Source organism: Magnetospirillum sp. 15-1, from assembly GCF_900184795.1.
Classification (GTDB): domain Bacteria; phylum Pseudomonadota; class Alphaproteobacteria; order Rhodospirillales; family Magnetospirillaceae; genus Phaeospirillum.
The window spans coordinates 49556-63045 of sequence record NZ_FXXN01000017.1 but is presented as its reverse complement, the minus strand read 5'-3'; the positions used below and the strand labels follow the sequence as shown (position 1 = coordinate 63045).

Sequence of the window (13490 nt, the reverse complement as noted above, 5' to 3'; positions counted from 1 at the left end):
ACGGTCGACATAGCGAACAAATGAGGGAGGCCCATGATGACGCAGTTCAAGGAACGGCGGCAACACGTCCGCAAGATGGGCGACGGCCTGGCCGTCCTGATCAACGGCAAGGTCTTTCCGGTGGTGGACATCTCGGTCTCCGGCGTCAGCTTCCAGGGGAGCGGCCATCGGCCCGGCGACAGCATCCGGCTGACCGTGGCGGCGCTCCGCTCCCTCGACGACAGCGTCGAGGCCCTGGTGACCATCAAGGCGACCGAAGGCGGCATCGTGCGCGGCGAGTTCGCCCCCACCGCCAAGCTGATGCGCTACATCATCACCCATCTGGGCGAGGTCACCGGCGCCCAGCCGGCCTATTTCCGCTAGAGTGCATCAGCTTTACGCTGAAGCACTCCAGCCTTTTGTCTATACGAAAAAGCTTTTTCAGGGCTCAAGCGCCGCTCGGGCTTAAGAGTTTTTCGATTTTCCGATTCAGCTTAAATGCGAAAAACTCTAATCAGTACAGGTGCTGGCCGCCGGTGACGAACACCTCGGTGCCGGTCACATAGGCGAAATCGGGGCCGCACAGCCGGAACACGGTGCCGGCCACGTCCTCGGTGGTGCCCATGCGCTCCAGGGGGATGCGCGGCACCAGCGCCTCGTACTCGGCCGAGATCATCTCGGTCCGGATTTCTCCCGGCGCCACGGCATTGACCCTTACCCCCAACTGCGCCATCTCGGCGGCCATCTCGCGGGTCAGCCCCGACAGGGCCGCCTTCGAGGTGGAATAGGCCGATCCCGCGAAGGGATGGACGTAATGCCCGGCGATGGAGGTGATGTTGACGATGGCCCCCTTGCCCCGATGGAGCGCGCTGGCAAATCCCCGCGCCAGCCGCAGCGGCGCGAAGAAGTTCAGTTCGAAGACATCCTTCCAGCCGTCGATGGGACCATTCAGCACCCCCAACCGCTCCTTGTAGGGGGTCTTGGGGCTGACGCCGGCATTGTTGACCAGGGCGTGCAGCGGCTCCGAGCCCAGCCAGGCATTGGCCTTGGTGACGAAGTCCTGGGCCGAGGCGGGATCGGCCAGATCGGCGACGATATGGCAGGCCCAGTTGCGGTCGATCATGCACTCCTTGGGCACATCGGCCCGCGCGCAGGTGATGACCCGCCAGCCCTCGGCCAGGAAGCGCCGGGCGATGGCGTGCCCGATACCCCGCGACGCGCCGGTGACGACGACGGTTTTGGTTTCGGTCATTGCGGCCCCCTCAGATCCGGAGCGCGCAGTTGAGCCCCCGCCGTCGGAGCCAGGACGTCGAGCAGCGGCTCCAGCCGGGCCAGGATGCGCCGCTCGGCCACCGATTCACCGCCCAGGCTTTCGATCAGCACTTCCCAGGGCTTGCGCGGACGCGGGAACTCCACCAGGGTCAGCGGCTCGTCGGCCTTCAACCCGGCCACCTGCCGCAACTGGGCCATGGCCTCGGTCCAGCCGCCCAGCCCGTCCACCAGCCCGGATTGCTTGGCGTCGGCCCCGGTCCAGACACGACCGCGCGCCAGCTTGTCCATGCGGGCGGCATCCATGCCGCGTGCCTCGGACGCCTTGCCGGTGAAGTCGGCGTAAATATGGTCGAGCAGGGCATCGATACGGGCCTTGGCCTGGGGAGAGAACGACTGGTTGGCGCTCCACATGCCGGCATTGTCGCCGCGATGCATCTCATCCCAGCTGATGCCCAGCTTCTTCCAGAATTCGTCCAGCACCACCTTGCCGGTGAACACGCCGATGGAGCCGGTGATGGTCCCCGGCGCGGCGATGATGCGATCGGCGCCCATGGAGACGAAATAGCCGCCCGACGCGGCATAATCGCCCATGGACACCACCACCGGCTTACCCGCCGCCCGAGCCCGCGCCACCTCGTGATGCACGGTGTCCGACGCGATGTAGGAGCCGCCGGGGCTGTTGACGCGGAACAGAATGGCCTTGACCTTGTCGTCGTCGACGGCGTCGCGGAAGGCCTCGGCCACCGTCTGCGAGCCGAAATCGCCGTCGCCCTCCAATCCGTGATGGGATTCGCCGCGATGAATGGCGCCGATACCCGAGATCAGCGCCACCTTGGTGCCGCGCGGGCGATCCATATGCTCGGCATAGTCGGCCAGGTCGATCTCCTCGGCCTTGTCGGCGCCGATGCCGACCAGCGTCTCCCAGGCCTGATCGCGATAGCCGACCTTGTCCACCAGCTTGGCGGCCAGGGCCTCACCGGCCAGGAACGGCCCCTTGCCCATCAGCTCGCGCACCTTGTCCTCGGGCAGACCGCGCCCGGCGACGATACCCGCCACGATCTGCTCCGACCAGGAATCCAGCAGCCGGCCGAGATTTTCCCGGTGGGCCGGGGTGAAGCCGGTCTCGGTGAACATATCGATGGCCGATTTGTACTCGTGCCGGCCCGAGAACTGCGCCTTGATCCCCAGCAGGTCGAGAGTGCCCTTGATGAACGGGCTTTCCACCCACAGGCCGGTCAGTCCCACGTCGCCGGAGGGTTGCAGCCACACCTGGGAAAAGGCCGAGGCCAGATAGTAATCCAGGGTGCCCGAGCCGCCCTCGCCCATGGTCTCGGCGAACAGCACCGCCGGCTTGCCGCCGGCCCGGAAGCGGGTCACCGCGTCGCGCAGGTCCTGGCGCCCGGCCAGCCCCAGGCTGGAGTGGCCCAGGGTGGCGAACAGGCCGCTCACCCGCTTGTCGGCGGCGGCGCGGTCGATGGCCTCCACCGCCCGGCGCAGGCTGTAGGAGCGCTCGCCCGACAGCTGGGCCAGGGGATTGCTTTCGGGGGTATCGCGGAACTGGGCGTCGAGATCGAGGCTGAGCACCGCCCGATCGGGAATGTCCTTGCCGTCGCCCCCCGCCATGTGGACCGCCAGCCACGCCCCCAGGCCGATCAGCCCCAGGAAGACGAGGCCCGAGACGGCCAGGAAGGTGACCAGGATTCGACCGATACGGCGCATGTTGATTCTCTCTTTGTCACTGTCCCTGGATTAAAAAGAAAAAGGGCGGCTACGTCCAGCAATCGCCCTTCATCCCACCGCCCCGGAAGCCGTCTCCTCAAGGGCCTTGCGCAGGCGCCGGTTCGCTCGGCTCTTGCGCGAAAGCAGGGTGCCCAGGGGCTCGCCCCATGCTTCCGCCAACTCGACAAAGGCGAAACCCTCCATCTCCACAGCCAGCCACACCGCCCGTTCCGCCGTGGACAGCAGCGACAGGGCCCGGGTCAGTTCCAGACGCTCCTCCACCCCGGCGGGCTGGCTGGGCTCGGCCAGCATCACCTCGGGCATGGGCAAGTCCCGGCGGCGGCGGAACAGATCGCGGACCCGGTTGACCATGGCGGTCAGCAGGTAGGCGGTGAGGTTCTCCACCTCGGCCAGCAGGTCCGCCCGCTCCAGCAAGCCCAGGACCACATCGGACAGAATGTCCTCGGGATCCTGGTCCTGCAGCCCCCCACCCATCCGCCCGCGCACGAAGCCCAGCAGCTTCCCCCGATCCCGATCGAGGGTCGCCGCCAGCCGGTCGCCCGAGGAAGGGTGCGGCCCGGTCATTGCCGATCAGCCCTGGCCGGCCGGGGAGGACAAGCCGTCCTTGCGTGCCTGGAAGGCCTTGAACGCGGCTTGCCCCTCCTCCCACCACCACGTGGCGAAGGTATCGGGATTGGGGGGCAAGCCCTGGGACTCACCGCAGATCCGGCCGATGCCCCGCGATACGACGCACTTTTCATCGCCCCCTCTGTGCCGCCGGGGTCCGCGATGATGCAGACGGCCGGTCAGCACGCGGGCCAGGACCAGCAATGCCACGGCCTGCCAGAATTCCAGCGGCGGCAGATGGAACACCGCCGGCATCAAGACATTCCAGGCGATCATCACCACCCCGCCGACCACAGTGGCAACCACCACCACCACTACGACCCCCAACAGGGCATGGCCGCCGAACCACAGGGCTCGCGCAGTCTTACCCTCTGGACGTCCATGTCCTTCGCCGGAGCAGCAATTGCGAAAAAATCTCATGATCCTCTCCTTCATCAAACGCGATGTCTGATAGGGAGACGGGCGAGATGGGCCGAATTATTGCACGCCACCTTAAATATTTTTGCCTTCGACCGAAAAAAGAAAAAGGGCGGCTACGTCCAGCAGCCGCCCGAAGGTGGGGAAATATAGAGAGGAAGTAAAAACCTCAGGCGCCCGTCACGGTGGGCAGCCCGGCGTCGCGCCAGGCGTTGAGACCACCCTTCAGATGGATGGCCCAGCCCTGGCCCGCGGAGATCAGCTTGCGGGCCACGGCGGCGGAGCGCACGCCGCCCAGGCAGGAAATGATGACCTTGCGGCCGGGAAAGCTCGGCCAGGTCTCCAGTTCGAAATCGCTCATGGGCGACAGCACCGAGCCCTCGATATGTTCCTCGGCGAACTCGTCGTCTTCGCGCACGTCGACCAGCACCGCCTCGCCGGCATCCAGCAAAGCCTTGACCTGGGCGGGCTCCAATTCGATCAGACCGATTTCAGAAAGGCTCATGGCGGGGTCCTCGTGCGCTTAATTCCCATGTTGGACACCGTGATACCGCAGCCCTCGAAGATATTCAACACAAAAATACCAGCGAATATGATTTTTAAATTTTAATGCACACTTAAATAACTGTATTTGCGTCGCAGCATTGACGTAGCCGTCACCGCCCCCTAATGTCCCTCGGTTCTGGACAAAAACGACCATGCGCATCCTTCTCGCCCTCCTCGTCCTGCTGTTTTCGCCTCTCTCCGCCACGGCCCAGGATTTCGGCCGACTGGTGGCGCAGGTGGCGTTGCAGCCGCTGCCCGAGGGCGAGACCCCGGACATCGACCTGCTGCTGCGCACCCAATGGAAGGCCTATTACAATGCCGGCGGAACCCATGGGTTCTTCCGCGATCAGGTGCGGGCCGGGCGCATCGACCTCAACGAGGACGGCCAGGCCGAACTGTTCATCCTGATCGATTCGCCGGCCTGGGCCTCGGCCAAGGGCATGCCGCTGCTGGTCGCCGGCTGGACGTCCAAGGGCTGGACCCCCATCGGCTGGAGCTATGCCGATTCCGACAGCGTGTTCGTCACCTCGGAACGTATCGACGGCTGGGCCACCATCCTGACCCCCACCCAGGCACTGCAGCGGGTCGGCAAGAGCTATCAGGCCATCGACCGGCGTTAATAATTTACGCCCGGTCAGCTTTCATCTTGTATTCCGCCCCCGGTCAGTCCATGCTAGGGCACGTCTTTCTACCTGCCGCAGATTCCCGACAGGGAATCCGGCGCCGCTTCAGGTGTCATCGCCGGTCGAACGATTGGACCCCCCGCATGAGAGCATGCGGGGTACTACTAGTTATTTGGAGGTTCCTATGCCGAACGGCACCGTTAAGTGGTTCAATGCTACCAAGGGTTATGGCTTCATCCAGCCCGAGGACGGCTCGGCCGACATCTTCGTCCACATCTCCGCCGTCGAGCGCGCCGGCATCGGCAACCTGAAGGAAGGCCAGAAGCTCTCCTTCGAGACCGAGCGCGATCCGCGCAAGGGCAAGAGCTCTGCGGTCAATCTCAAGGCCCTCTAAGCCTTTTGAGACTGTGACGAGAAGGGGCGCGGCCTTTGGGCCGCGCCCTTTTTCGTGCCGATTGCCCAAGCCTTCGTCCAGGTTCATAGTAAATCCATTCTGGGGGAGCTGGGAGGCTCACATGCCCGTTCGACTGATCAGGGACGTCATCCGCAACCAGACCGTTCTCGCCATGCCCGCCGGCGCCACCGTGCGCGAGGCGACCCGCCAGATGCGGGACAAGGGTGTCGGCGCGGTGATGGTCACCGACCACCATGGCAAGCTTCAGGGTATCTTCACCGAGCGCGACTGCCTGTTCGACGTGGTGGCCGAGGGGGTGAACCCCGACACCACCACCCTGGCCATGGTGATGACCGCCGATCCCTATACCATCACCGCCGACCGCAAACTGGGCCAGGCCCTGCACATCATGCACGACAACGGCTTCCGTCACATCCCGGTGGTGGATCACGGCATTCCGGTGGGCATGGTCTCCATCCGCGATGCGCTGGGCTCTGAACTCAGTAACTTCGAACGCGAAGTGGTGAAGAAAAAGGAACTGGGCGAAATCCTGGGATAGCCTTTGCCCCATTGCCTCTTTCGTGTATGTAGGTGGGCCGTGGCCCAATCTGGCGCCACCAATCCGTTCACCACGAAACGAGGACCGCATGACCTCTCCCGCTCCCCTGATGGCCGGCAAGAAGGGCCTTGTCATGGGCGTCGCCAACGATCGCTCCATCGCCTGGGGCATTGCAAAGGCTGTCCACGCCCAGGGTGCCGAACTGGCCTTCACCTATCAGGGCGAGGCGCTGGAGAAGCGGGTGCGTCCCCTGGCGGACAGTGTCGGGTCGAGCATCGTGTTGCCCTGCGACGTGTCGGACGAGGCCTCCATCGACGCCGTCTTTGCCGAGTTGGAGAAGCGCTGGGGCAAGCTGGATTTCGTGGTCCACGCCATCGGCTATTCCGACAAGAACGAACTGCGCGGCCGCTATGCCGACACCAGCTTGCAGAACTTCCTCACCTCCATGCACATCTCGGTGTTCTCGTTCACCTCGGTGGCACGCCGGGCCTCGGCCATGATGCCCGATGGCGGCTCGCTGCTGACGCTGACCTATTACGGCGCCGAGCGGGTGATGCCCCACTACAACGTCATGGGCGTCTGCAAGGCGGCGCTGGAAGCATCCGTCCGCTACCTCTCCGTCGACCTGGGCGGCCAGGGCATCCGCGTCAACTCACTGTCGGCCGGCCCCATGAAGACCCTGGCGGCGTCGGGTATCGGCGATTTCCGCTATATCCTCAAGTGGAACGAGTACAACAGCCCGCTGAAGCGCAACGTCACCCTGGACGATGTCGGCGGCGCCGGCCTCTATCTACTGTCCGGCCTGTCGTCGGGCGTTTCGGGCGAGACCCATCACGTGGATTGCGGCTATCACGTGGTCGGGATGAAGGCGGTGGACGCCCCCGACATCACCGTCGCCAAGGACTGACACCGTGAGCGGAAACGGATTCGGGCATCTTTTCCGCTTCACCACCTTCGGCGAAAGCCATGGGCCGGCGATCGGGTGCGTGGTCGACGGGGTGCCTTCGCGCATCCCGCTGGCCGAAGCCGATATCCAGCATTACCTCGACCAGCGCAAGCCGGGCCAGAACCGCTTCACCACCCAGCGGCGCGAGCCCGACGCGGTGAAGATCCTGTCCGGCGTCTTCGAGGGGCTGACCACCGGCACCTCCATCGGCCTGCTGATCGAGAACACCGACCAGCGCTCCAAGGATTACGGCGAGATCAAGGACACCTTCCGTCCCGGCCACGCCGATTGGGTCTACCAGCAGAAATACGGCATCCGCGACTATCGCGGCGGCGGACGTTCCAGCGCGCGGGAAACCGCCATGCGCGTCGCCGCCGGGGCTATCGCCCGCAAGGTGCTCGACGTCCTGGCGCCGGGTCTTTCCATCCGGGGCGCCATGGTGCAGATGGGGCCGCACGCCATCGACCGCGCCGCCTGGGAGTGGGCCGAACTGGGCAACAACCCGTTCTGGTGCCCCGATGCCGCCGCCGCCAAGGCGTGGGAAGACTATCTGGACTCCGTCCGCAAGGCCGGCTCGTCCATCGGCGGAGTGGTCGAGGTGGTGGCCTCCGGCGTGCCGGTGGGCCTGGGCGCCCCGGTCTACGACAAGCTGGACGCCGATCTGGCCAAGGCCATGATGAGCATCAACGCCGTCAAGGGCGTCGAGATCGGCGACGGCTTCGCCGCCGCCGCGCTGTCCGGCGAGGAGAACGCCGACGAAATGCGCATGGGCAATGACGGTCAGGTGCGTTTCCTGTCCAACCATGCCGGCGGCATCCTGGGCGGCATCTCCACCGGCCAGGACGTGGTGGTGCGTCTGGCGGTCAAACCCACCTCCTCCATCCTGACGCCCAAAAAGAGCGTCGACGCCAAGGGCAACGAGGTGGAAGTCTCCACCAAGGGGCGCCACGACCCCTGTGTGGCCATCCGCGCCGTACCGGTGGCCGAGGCCATGATGGCCTGCACCCTGGCCGATCATCTGCTGCGATCACTGGCGCAACCCCGGCTCTCCTGAGCCGCCCCCTCCCGCCGCCCGGCCTTTCGGTCGGGACGACGAAAGAATCAGTCCTTGCACACCGCCTTGCCGCCCTCGACGCTGCAGGGCGCCTTGGTGCGGTAGGTGAGATCCAGGCCGTTGTCGTAGGAGCAGACAACCCGGGTCATGCTGCCGATCCGGATGGCGCCGATGCTCTTGAATTTCGAGGACCTGATGGTCTCGGCCGGCTTGGAGCAGTGCAGATAGCCCTGGAACTCGCCAACCTCCCACAGCGACACGTCCTTGACCTTCCTGTAGTGCTCCTCCGACAGGCAGGTATCCTCCGCCTTGCCGTAGAGGCGCTGGTCGTCGCCGCAATAGCCGGTGAAGCCCCACTTCAGTTCCTGTTCGCTGGCGCAGGCGCCCACCTGCTGGGCGGCGGACAGGTCGGGACAGGTCACTTCGGCGGCCAGGGCCGGCAGCGAAATCAGCGACAGGACAAAGGCAAGACGACGGATCATGGTGGGCGTTCCTCCCCGTTGAACGGAGCGCATCCTAACCATGCCCACGCCGTTGGGAACTGACATTCGTCAAGCGAAGCCGGATCGATTGTCCAAAAGCCCCTGCAGGATGTAGGCGGCGGCCATCTTGTCCACCACCTCGGCCCGGCGTTTCCTGGACGAATCCGCCTCCAGCAGGGTGCGGGTCACCGCCGAGGTGGACAGCCGCTCATCCCAATAGGCGATGGGCATGTCCCGGAGGCGGGCCAGATTGGCGGCGAACGAGCGCACCGACTGGCAGCGCGGCCCCTCGAATCCGTCCATTTCGACCGGCAGGCCGAGCACCAGCCCGCCGACCTCGTGCCTGTCGACCACGGCCAGCAGCAGTTCCGCATCCTTGGTGAACTTGGTGCGGCGGATGGTGTCGAAGGGGGTGGCGATGGTACGGCTGACGTCGCTGAGCGCCAGCCCGATGGTCTTGGACCCCAGGTCAAGGCCCAGCAGCCGCTGGTCACGGGTCAGGGAAGCGAGGAGTTCGGCGGGGGAGAGAATGGGCATGGCCCGCACCATACAATCAACAGCATTCGTCTTCCAGCCGCCGCAGCGCTTCCAGCCCGACCTCGTCACCCGCCGCTTCGAACAATTCCTCGATGTAATAGGTGTGCGAACAGGCCAGGCACAGTTCATCCGCCTTGCGCGCCCCCACCTTGCCCGCCTCGGCGAGACGCAGCAGGAAGCGGTCCCAGAAGCCATTGGCGTGCTCCGGCATGGCGGCGAGCGCAATCACCCGGTCGATCACCACCTTGGCGTTGCCGTCGCAGTCGATGCCGGAAAAGCTGGTGTAGCGGTCGGTAACGGTGGTCATGGACATGGCGTCTCCTTGATGCGGCGAATGGCTGACGAGATCAGGTATCGGTGACCCGATGAAGGTAGATATGGAACCACCCGCTCTCGCCCACCGGGAACAGCGGTTGGGCGCTTCCCCCCAACGGCATCCAGAAACCGTCGGCCAGGTCCTGCTTCGTCCCCCGGCGGAGCCAGCCGTGCCAAGCCTCGGGCTCCTCGATCCCACTCAGGGACGCCATCATGACCATGACCAGCCGGCTACGCCCCTTCCCGGCCGGAATGCGGCGGATCTTCCGGACATCCCCATAGATGCTGTCGCCGTTATGCCGTGCCCGATCGCGATAACCGTTGATGGTATAGTCGTGGACCAGCTTGGCCTCGATCAGCACGCTTCGCGACTTGTCCGGAGCCAGAAGCATCAGATCAAGCGCCGTCTTCGGGCCGAGATCGGGATCGCTCTCGTCCATCCCCAGGTCCATATACGGCGTCTCGCGGACGCAAATGATGTCCTGATCGGAAAATGCGCGGGCGAACAGGTGATTGAGATACCCTTCGCATGACAACCTTTCCTCCATGCGGCTCCGGATCGACGTGGAGTGAGCTTCAAGAGCGGCCACGGCAACGCCGAACGCCTTGCATTCGAACTGATCCAGCATCCCTTCCCTCTCATCGGCCGGTGGTCGGTATGATCCTACATCATTGGATCGGCGGGCGCTAAACCCCTCCCCCGCTTGCACCGCCGTTGCCCGGATGCTAACGTCCGGCCACCCTGATTTACCGGAGTTTTCCGCAGCCCATGTCGCTCGACAAAGCCACCGTCCGCGCCATCGCCGAGTTGGCGCGCATCGAAGTCAAGGACGAGGAACTCGATCACCTCGCCGGCGAATTGTCCAACATCCTCACCTTCGTCGAGCAACTCTCCGAGGTGAACACCGACGGCATCCAGCCGATGACATCGGTGGCCGACATCACGGCGCCCATGCGGGCCGACGTGGTCAATGACGGCGGATACCCGGACAAGATTCTGGCCAACGCGCCGGAGGCCGCCGAAGGCTTCTTCACCGTTCCCAAGGTGGTCGAATAATGAGCAAGCTCACCGATCTGACCATGGCCGAGGCCCGTGACGGCCTGGCCAAGGGTGCGTTCACCGCCGTTGAACTGACGAGCGCCCACATCGAGGTGGTGGAGGCCAAGCGGGCCCTCAATGCCTTCATCGTCGAGACCCCCGATCTGGCGCTTGACGCGGCCAAGGCCTCGGACGCCCGCCGTCAGGCCGGCACGGCCGGGTCCATGGACGGCCTGCCCATCGGCATCAAGGACCTGTTCTGCACCGAGGGTGTGCAGACCACGGCGGCCAGCCATATCCTGGAAGGCTTCAAGCCGCCTTACGAGTCCACCGTCTCGGGCAAGCTGAAGGCGGCCGGCGCCGTTTCCCTGGGCAAGCTGAACCTCGACGAATTCGCCATGGGCTCGTCCAACCAGACCAGCTATTTCGGCGCCGTGGAAAATCCCTGGAAGAAGACGTCCGATCCCAAGGCCAAGCTGGTCCCCGGCGGCTCGTCGGGCGGGTCCGCGGCGGCCGTGGCGGCGCGCATGGTGCTGGGCGCCACCGGCACCGACACCGGCGGCTCCATCCGCCAGCCGGCCGCCTTCTGCGGCATCACCGGCATCAAGCCGACCTATGGCCGCTGCTCGCGCTTCGGCATCGTCGCCTTCGCCTCGTCGCTCGATCAGGCCGGCCCCATGGCCCGCACGGTGCGCGACTGCGCCATCATGCTGGGCGCCATGGCCGGCTATGACCCCAAGGATTCCACCTCGGTCAACATGGCGGTGCCCGATTTCGAGAAGGCGCTCTCCGGCGACATCCGCGGCCTCAAGGTGGGCATTCCCAAGGAATACCGCCCCGACGGCCTGTCGGACGAGGTCGCCAAGGTTTGGGATCGGGGCATCGAGTGGCTGAAGGCGGCGGGGGCGACTCCGGTCGAGATCAGCCTGCCGCATACCAAGTACGCCCTGCCCACCTATTACATCATCGCCCCCGCCGAATGTTCGTCCAATCTGGCGCGCTATGACGGGCTGCGTTATGGCCTGCGGGTGCCGGGCAAGACGCTGGACGACATGTACAAGAAAACCCGTGCCGCCGGCTTCGGAGCCGAGGTGCGCCGCCGCATCCTGATCGGTACCTACGTCCTGTCGGCCGGCTATTACGACGCCTATTACGCCAAGGCCCAGAAGGTCCGCCGCCTGATCGCCGAGGACTTCCGCAAGGCATTCGAAACCGTCGACGTCATCCTCACCCCCACCGCGCCGTCGGCGGCGTTCGGCATGGGCGAAGGCGCCGACGATCCGGTCACCATGTGGCTGAACGACGTGTTCACCATTCCCACCAGCATGGCCGGCCTGCCCGGCCTCAGCCTGCCCGCCGGCCTGTCCTCCGACGGCCTGCCGCTGGGTCTGCAGCTGATCGGCCGTCCCTTCGACGAGGAGACGGTGTTCCGCGTGGCGGGCGTGATGGAAACGGCCGCGAACTTTACCGCCAAGCCGGAGGGCGTGTGATGGCGTACATCATTCAGGGCGACACCGGCGATTGGGAGATCGTCATCGGTCTCGAGGTCCACGCCCAGGTCATCTCCAAGGCCAAGCTGTTCAGTGGCGCCGCCACCCTTTTCGGCGCCGAGCCCAACACCCAGGTGAGCTTCATCGATGCCGGCTTCCCCGGCATGCTGCCGGTGATCAACGAAGTCTGCGTCGAGCAGGCGGTACGCACCGGCCTGGGCCTGAAGGCCAGGATCAACCTGACTTCCGTGTTCGCGCGCAAGAACTACTTCTACGCCGACCTGCCCCAGGGCTATCAGATCAGCCAGTACGACCAGCCCATCGTCGGCGAGGGCGAGCTGATCCTCGACCTGCCCGACGGCGGCACGCGGACCGTGGGCATCGAACGCCTGCACCTGGAGCAGGACGCCGGCAAGTCCATCCACGACATGCATCCGTCCAAGTCGTTCATCGACCTGAACCGTTCGGGCGTGGCGCTGATGGAGATCGTCTCCAAGCCCGATCTGCGCTCGCCGGAAGAGGCCGGTCTTTATCTCACCAAGCTGCGCTCCATCCTGCGCTACCTGGAAACCTGCGACGGCAACATGCAGGAAGGCTCCATGCGCTGCGACGCCAACGTGTCGGTGCGGCCCGTGGGCTCCACCGAGCTGCGCGACCGCTGCGAGATCAAGAACGTCAACTCCATCCGCTTCGTGCAGCAGGCCATCGAGTACGAGGCGCGGCGCCATATCGACGTCTATGAGGCGGGCGGCACCATCAAGCAGGAAACCCGCCTGTTCGACTCGGTCAAGGGCGAGACGCGGTCCATGCGGTCCAAGGAGAATGCCCACGACTACCGCTACTTCCCCGACCCGGACCTGCTGCCCCTGGTGATCGAGCAGTCCTTCGTGGACGGCATCAAGGCCGGCCTGCCCGAGCTGCCCGACGAGAAGAAGGCCCGCTTCATGGCCGAATACGGGTTGAACTCGTATGACGCCGGCGTGCTGGTGGCGGAGAAGGCCTCGGCCGAGTTCTTCGAGACGGTGGCCAAGGGCCGCGATTCCAAGATGGCCTGCAACTGGGTGATGGGCGACTTCTTCGCCGCTCTCAACGCGACGGCCAAGACCATCGAGAACCCGCCGGTCAGCGCCGCCGACCTGGGCGCGCTGATCGACCTGATCAAGGACGGGACGCTTTCCGGCCGGCTCGCCAAGGACGTCTTCGCCCTGATGGTGGAAAGCGGCAAGGCGCCGGCCGTCATCGTCGAGGAAAAGGGCATGAAGCAGGTCACCGATACCGGCGCCATCGAGGCGGCGGTGGACGCGGTGATCAACGCCAACGCCGACAAGGTCCAGCAGGTCAAGGACGGCAAGACCACCCTGCTCGGCTGGTTCACCGGCCAGGTGATGAAAGCCACCCAGGGCAAGGCCAACCCGGCCATGGTCAACGAGATGCTGTCCAAGAAGATCCTGGGGTAGCCGAGGAGTCACACGACGTTCTCTCGTCCCTGTA

The 13490-nt window shown here is 65.2% G+C and carries 18 protein-coding genes; 9 read left to right on the top strand and 9 right to left on the bottom strand.

Going from position 1 to position 13490, the window contains the following annotated elements:
- Positions 1–33 precede the first annotated feature (33 nt).
- Positions 34–363 (top strand): PilZ domain-containing protein, encoded by a 330-nt coding sequence (locus CP958_RS03890; protein WP_242442732.1) that lies wholly within the window; start codon positions 34–36, stop codon positions 361–363.
- A gap of 130 nt (positions 364–493) precedes the next feature.
- On the opposite strand, the gene CP958_RS03885 is transcribed toward CP958_RS03890, so the two are convergent.
- The 5 genes from CP958_RS03885 to CP958_RS03865 all read right to left on the bottom strand — a co-directional run bounded on the left by CP958_RS03885 (position 494) and on the right by CP958_RS03865 (position 4519).
- Positions 494–1231: an SDR family oxidoreductase gene (locus tag CP958_RS03885; protein ID WP_096700685.1), complete on the bottom strand. Its 738-nt coding sequence runs from the start codon at positions 1229–1231 to the stop codon at positions 494–496.
- Positions 1228–2970 carry a signal peptide peptidase SppA gene (sppA, locus tag CP958_RS03880; RefSeq protein ID WP_242442731.1) on the bottom strand — a complete coding sequence of 581 codons (1743 nt, stop codon included), beginning with the start codon at positions 2968–2970 and terminating at the stop codon, positions 1228–1230. The genes CP958_RS03885 and sppA overlap by 4 nt, the downstream gene beginning before the upstream one ends.
- A 69-nt stretch (positions 2971–3039) precedes the next feature.
- On the bottom strand, positions 3040–3555 hold the full coding sequence (locus tag CP958_RS03875) for an RNA polymerase sigma factor (RefSeq protein WP_096700683.1): 516 nt from the start codon (positions 3553–3555) through the stop codon (positions 3040–3042).
- Positions 3556–3561: 6 nt separating this feature from the next.
- A complete protein-coding gene (locus CP958_RS03870; protein WP_141400409.1) occupies positions 3562–4017 on the bottom strand; it encodes a hypothetical protein in 456 nt (151 codons plus the stop codon).
- 166 nt (positions 4018–4183) lie between these two features.
- Positions 4184–4519 carry a rhodanese-like domain-containing protein gene (locus CP958_RS03865; RefSeq protein WP_096700681.1) on the bottom strand — a complete coding sequence of 112 codons (336 nt, stop codon included), beginning with the start codon at positions 4517–4519 and terminating at the stop codon, positions 4184–4186.
- 193 nt (positions 4520–4712) lie between these two features.
- Between CP958_RS03865 and CP958_RS03860 the strand changes: the two genes are divergently transcribed.
- The 5 genes from CP958_RS03860 to aroC all read left to right on the top strand — a co-directional run bounded on the left by CP958_RS03860 (position 4713) and on the right by aroC (position 8136).
- Complete coding sequence (locus CP958_RS03860) at positions 4713–5180, top strand: hypothetical protein (RefSeq protein ID WP_096700680.1); 468 nt, start codon at positions 4713–4715, stop codon at positions 5178–5180.
- A gap of 187 nt (positions 5181–5367) precedes the next feature.
- A complete protein-coding gene (locus CP958_RS03855) occupies positions 5368–5577 on the top strand; it encodes a cold-shock protein (RefSeq protein ID WP_008621996.1) in 210 nt (69 codons plus the stop codon).
- Between the two features lie 121 nt (positions 5578–5698).
- The gene (locus CP958_RS03850; RefSeq protein WP_096700679.1) at positions 5699–6136 is read left to right on the top strand and encodes a CBS domain-containing protein; all 438 of its coding nucleotides are present in this window, start codon (positions 5699–5701) and stop codon (positions 6134–6136) included.
- Between the two features lie 88 nt (positions 6137–6224).
- A complete protein-coding gene (gene fabI, locus CP958_RS03845; RefSeq protein ID WP_096700678.1) occupies positions 6225–7043 on the top strand; it encodes an enoyl-ACP reductase FabI in 819 nt (272 codons plus the stop codon).
- A 4-nt stretch (positions 7044–7047) separates the two neighbouring features.
- A complete protein-coding gene (aroC, locus tag CP958_RS03840) occupies positions 7048–8136 on the top strand; it encodes a chorismate synthase (protein ID WP_096700677.1) in 1089 nt (362 codons plus the stop codon).
- A gap of 47 nt (positions 8137–8183) precedes the next feature.
- Here aroC and CP958_RS03835 read toward each other — a convergent pair whose 3' ends face one another.
- From CP958_RS03835 to CP958_RS03820, 4 genes are all read right to left on the bottom strand, one after another.
- On the bottom strand, positions 8184–8618 hold the full coding sequence (locus tag CP958_RS03835; protein WP_096700676.1) for a hypothetical protein: 435 nt from the start codon (positions 8616–8618) through the stop codon (positions 8184–8186).
- 69 nt (positions 8619–8687) lie between these two features.
- Positions 8688–9155, bottom strand: coding sequence for a Holliday junction resolvase RuvX (gene ruvX, locus CP958_RS03830; RefSeq protein WP_096700760.1), 468 nt, complete (start codon positions 9153–9155; stop codon positions 8688–8690).
- Between the two features lie 16 nt (positions 9156–9171).
- Positions 9172–9462, bottom strand: coding sequence for a N(2)-fixation sustaining protein CowN (cowN, locus tag CP958_RS03825; RefSeq protein ID WP_242442730.1), 291 nt, complete (start codon positions 9460–9462; stop codon positions 9172–9174).
- Positions 9463–9502: 40 nt separating this feature from the next.
- Complete coding sequence (locus CP958_RS03820) at positions 9503–10099, bottom strand: hypothetical protein (RefSeq protein WP_096700674.1); 597 nt, start codon at positions 10097–10099, stop codon at positions 9503–9505.
- A 140-nt stretch (positions 10100–10239) separates the two neighbouring features.
- Between CP958_RS03820 and gatC the strand changes: the two genes are divergently transcribed.
- From gatC to gatB, 3 genes are read left to right on the top strand one after another with little or no spacing between them, the layout of a single operon-like run.
- Positions 10240–10527: an Asp-tRNA(Asn)/Glu-tRNA(Gln) amidotransferase subunit GatC gene (gene gatC / locus CP958_RS03815; RefSeq protein ID WP_096700673.1), complete on the top strand. Its 288-nt coding sequence runs from the start codon at positions 10240–10242 to the stop codon at positions 10525–10527.
- Complete coding sequence (gene gatA / locus CP958_RS03810) at positions 10527–11999, top strand: Asp-tRNA(Asn)/Glu-tRNA(Gln) amidotransferase subunit GatA (protein WP_096700672.1); 1473 nt, start codon at positions 10527–10529, stop codon at positions 11997–11999. The genes gatC and gatA overlap by 1 nt, the downstream gene beginning before the upstream one ends.
- The gene (gene gatB / locus CP958_RS03805) at positions 11999–13456 is read left to right on the top strand and encodes an Asp-tRNA(Asn)/Glu-tRNA(Gln) amidotransferase subunit GatB (protein WP_096700671.1); all 1458 of its coding nucleotides are present in this window, start codon (positions 11999–12001) and stop codon (positions 13454–13456) included. The genes gatA and gatB overlap by 1 nt, the downstream gene beginning before the upstream one ends.
- The last annotated feature ends 34 nt before the right edge of the window (positions 13457–13490 follow it).

Coding starts and splice junctions, on each gene's coding strand:
- CP958_RS03890 (WP_242442732.1), top strand. CDS start 34: ATGATGACGCAGTTCAAGGAACGGCGGCAACACGTCCGCAAGATGGGC.
- CP958_RS03885 (WP_096700685.1), bottom strand. CDS start 1,231: ATGACCGAAACCAAAACCGTCGTCGTCACCGGCGCGTCGCGGGGTATC.
- sppA (WP_242442731.1), bottom strand. CDS start 2,970: ATGCGCCGTATCGGTCGAATCCTGGTCACCTTCCTGGCCGTCTCGGGC.
- CP958_RS03875 (WP_096700683.1), bottom strand. CDS start 3,555: ATGACCGGGCCGCACCCTTCCTCGGGCGACCGGCTGGCGGCGACCCTC.
- CP958_RS03870 (WP_141400409.1), bottom strand. CDS start 4,017: ATGAGATTTTTTCGCAATTGCTGCTCCGGCGAAGGACATGGACGTCCA.
- CP958_RS03865 (WP_096700681.1), bottom strand. CDS start 4,519: ATGAGCCTTTCTGAAATCGGTCTGATCGAATTGGAGCCCGCCCAGGTC.
- CP958_RS03860 (WP_096700680.1), top strand. CDS start 4,713: ATGCGCATCCTTCTCGCCCTCCTCGTCCTGCTGTTTTCGCCTCTCTCC.
- CP958_RS03855 (WP_008621996.1), top strand. CDS start 5,368: ATGCCGAACGGCACCGTTAAGTGGTTCAATGCTACCAAGGGTTATGGC.
- CP958_RS03850 (WP_096700679.1), top strand. CDS start 5,699: ATGCCCGTTCGACTGATCAGGGACGTCATCCGCAACCAGACCGTTCTC.
- fabI (WP_096700678.1), top strand. CDS start 6,225: ATGACCTCTCCCGCTCCCCTGATGGCCGGCAAGAAGGGCCTTGTCATG.
- CP958_RS03835 (WP_096700676.1), bottom strand. CDS start 8,618: ATGATCCGTCGTCTTGCCTTTGTCCTGTCGCTGATTTCGCTGCCGGCC.
- ruvX (WP_096700760.1), bottom strand. CDS start 9,155: ATGCCCATTCTCTCCCCCGCCGAACTCCTCGCTTCCCTGACCCGTGAC.
- cowN (WP_242442730.1), bottom strand. CDS start 9,462: ATGACCACCGTTACCGACCGCTACACCAGCTTTTCCGGCATCGACTGC.
- CP958_RS03820 (WP_096700674.1), bottom strand. CDS start 10,099: ATGCTGGATCAGTTCGAATGCAAGGCGTTCGGCGTTGCCGTGGCCGCT.
- gatC (WP_096700673.1), top strand. CDS start 10,240: ATGTCGCTCGACAAAGCCACCGTCCGCGCCATCGCCGAGTTGGCGCGC.
- gatA (WP_096700672.1), top strand. CDS start 10,527: ATGAGCAAGCTCACCGATCTGACCATGGCCGAGGCCCGTGACGGCCTG.
- gatB (WP_096700671.1), top strand. CDS start 11,999: ATGGCGTACATCATTCAGGGCGACACCGGCGATTGGGAGATCGTCATC.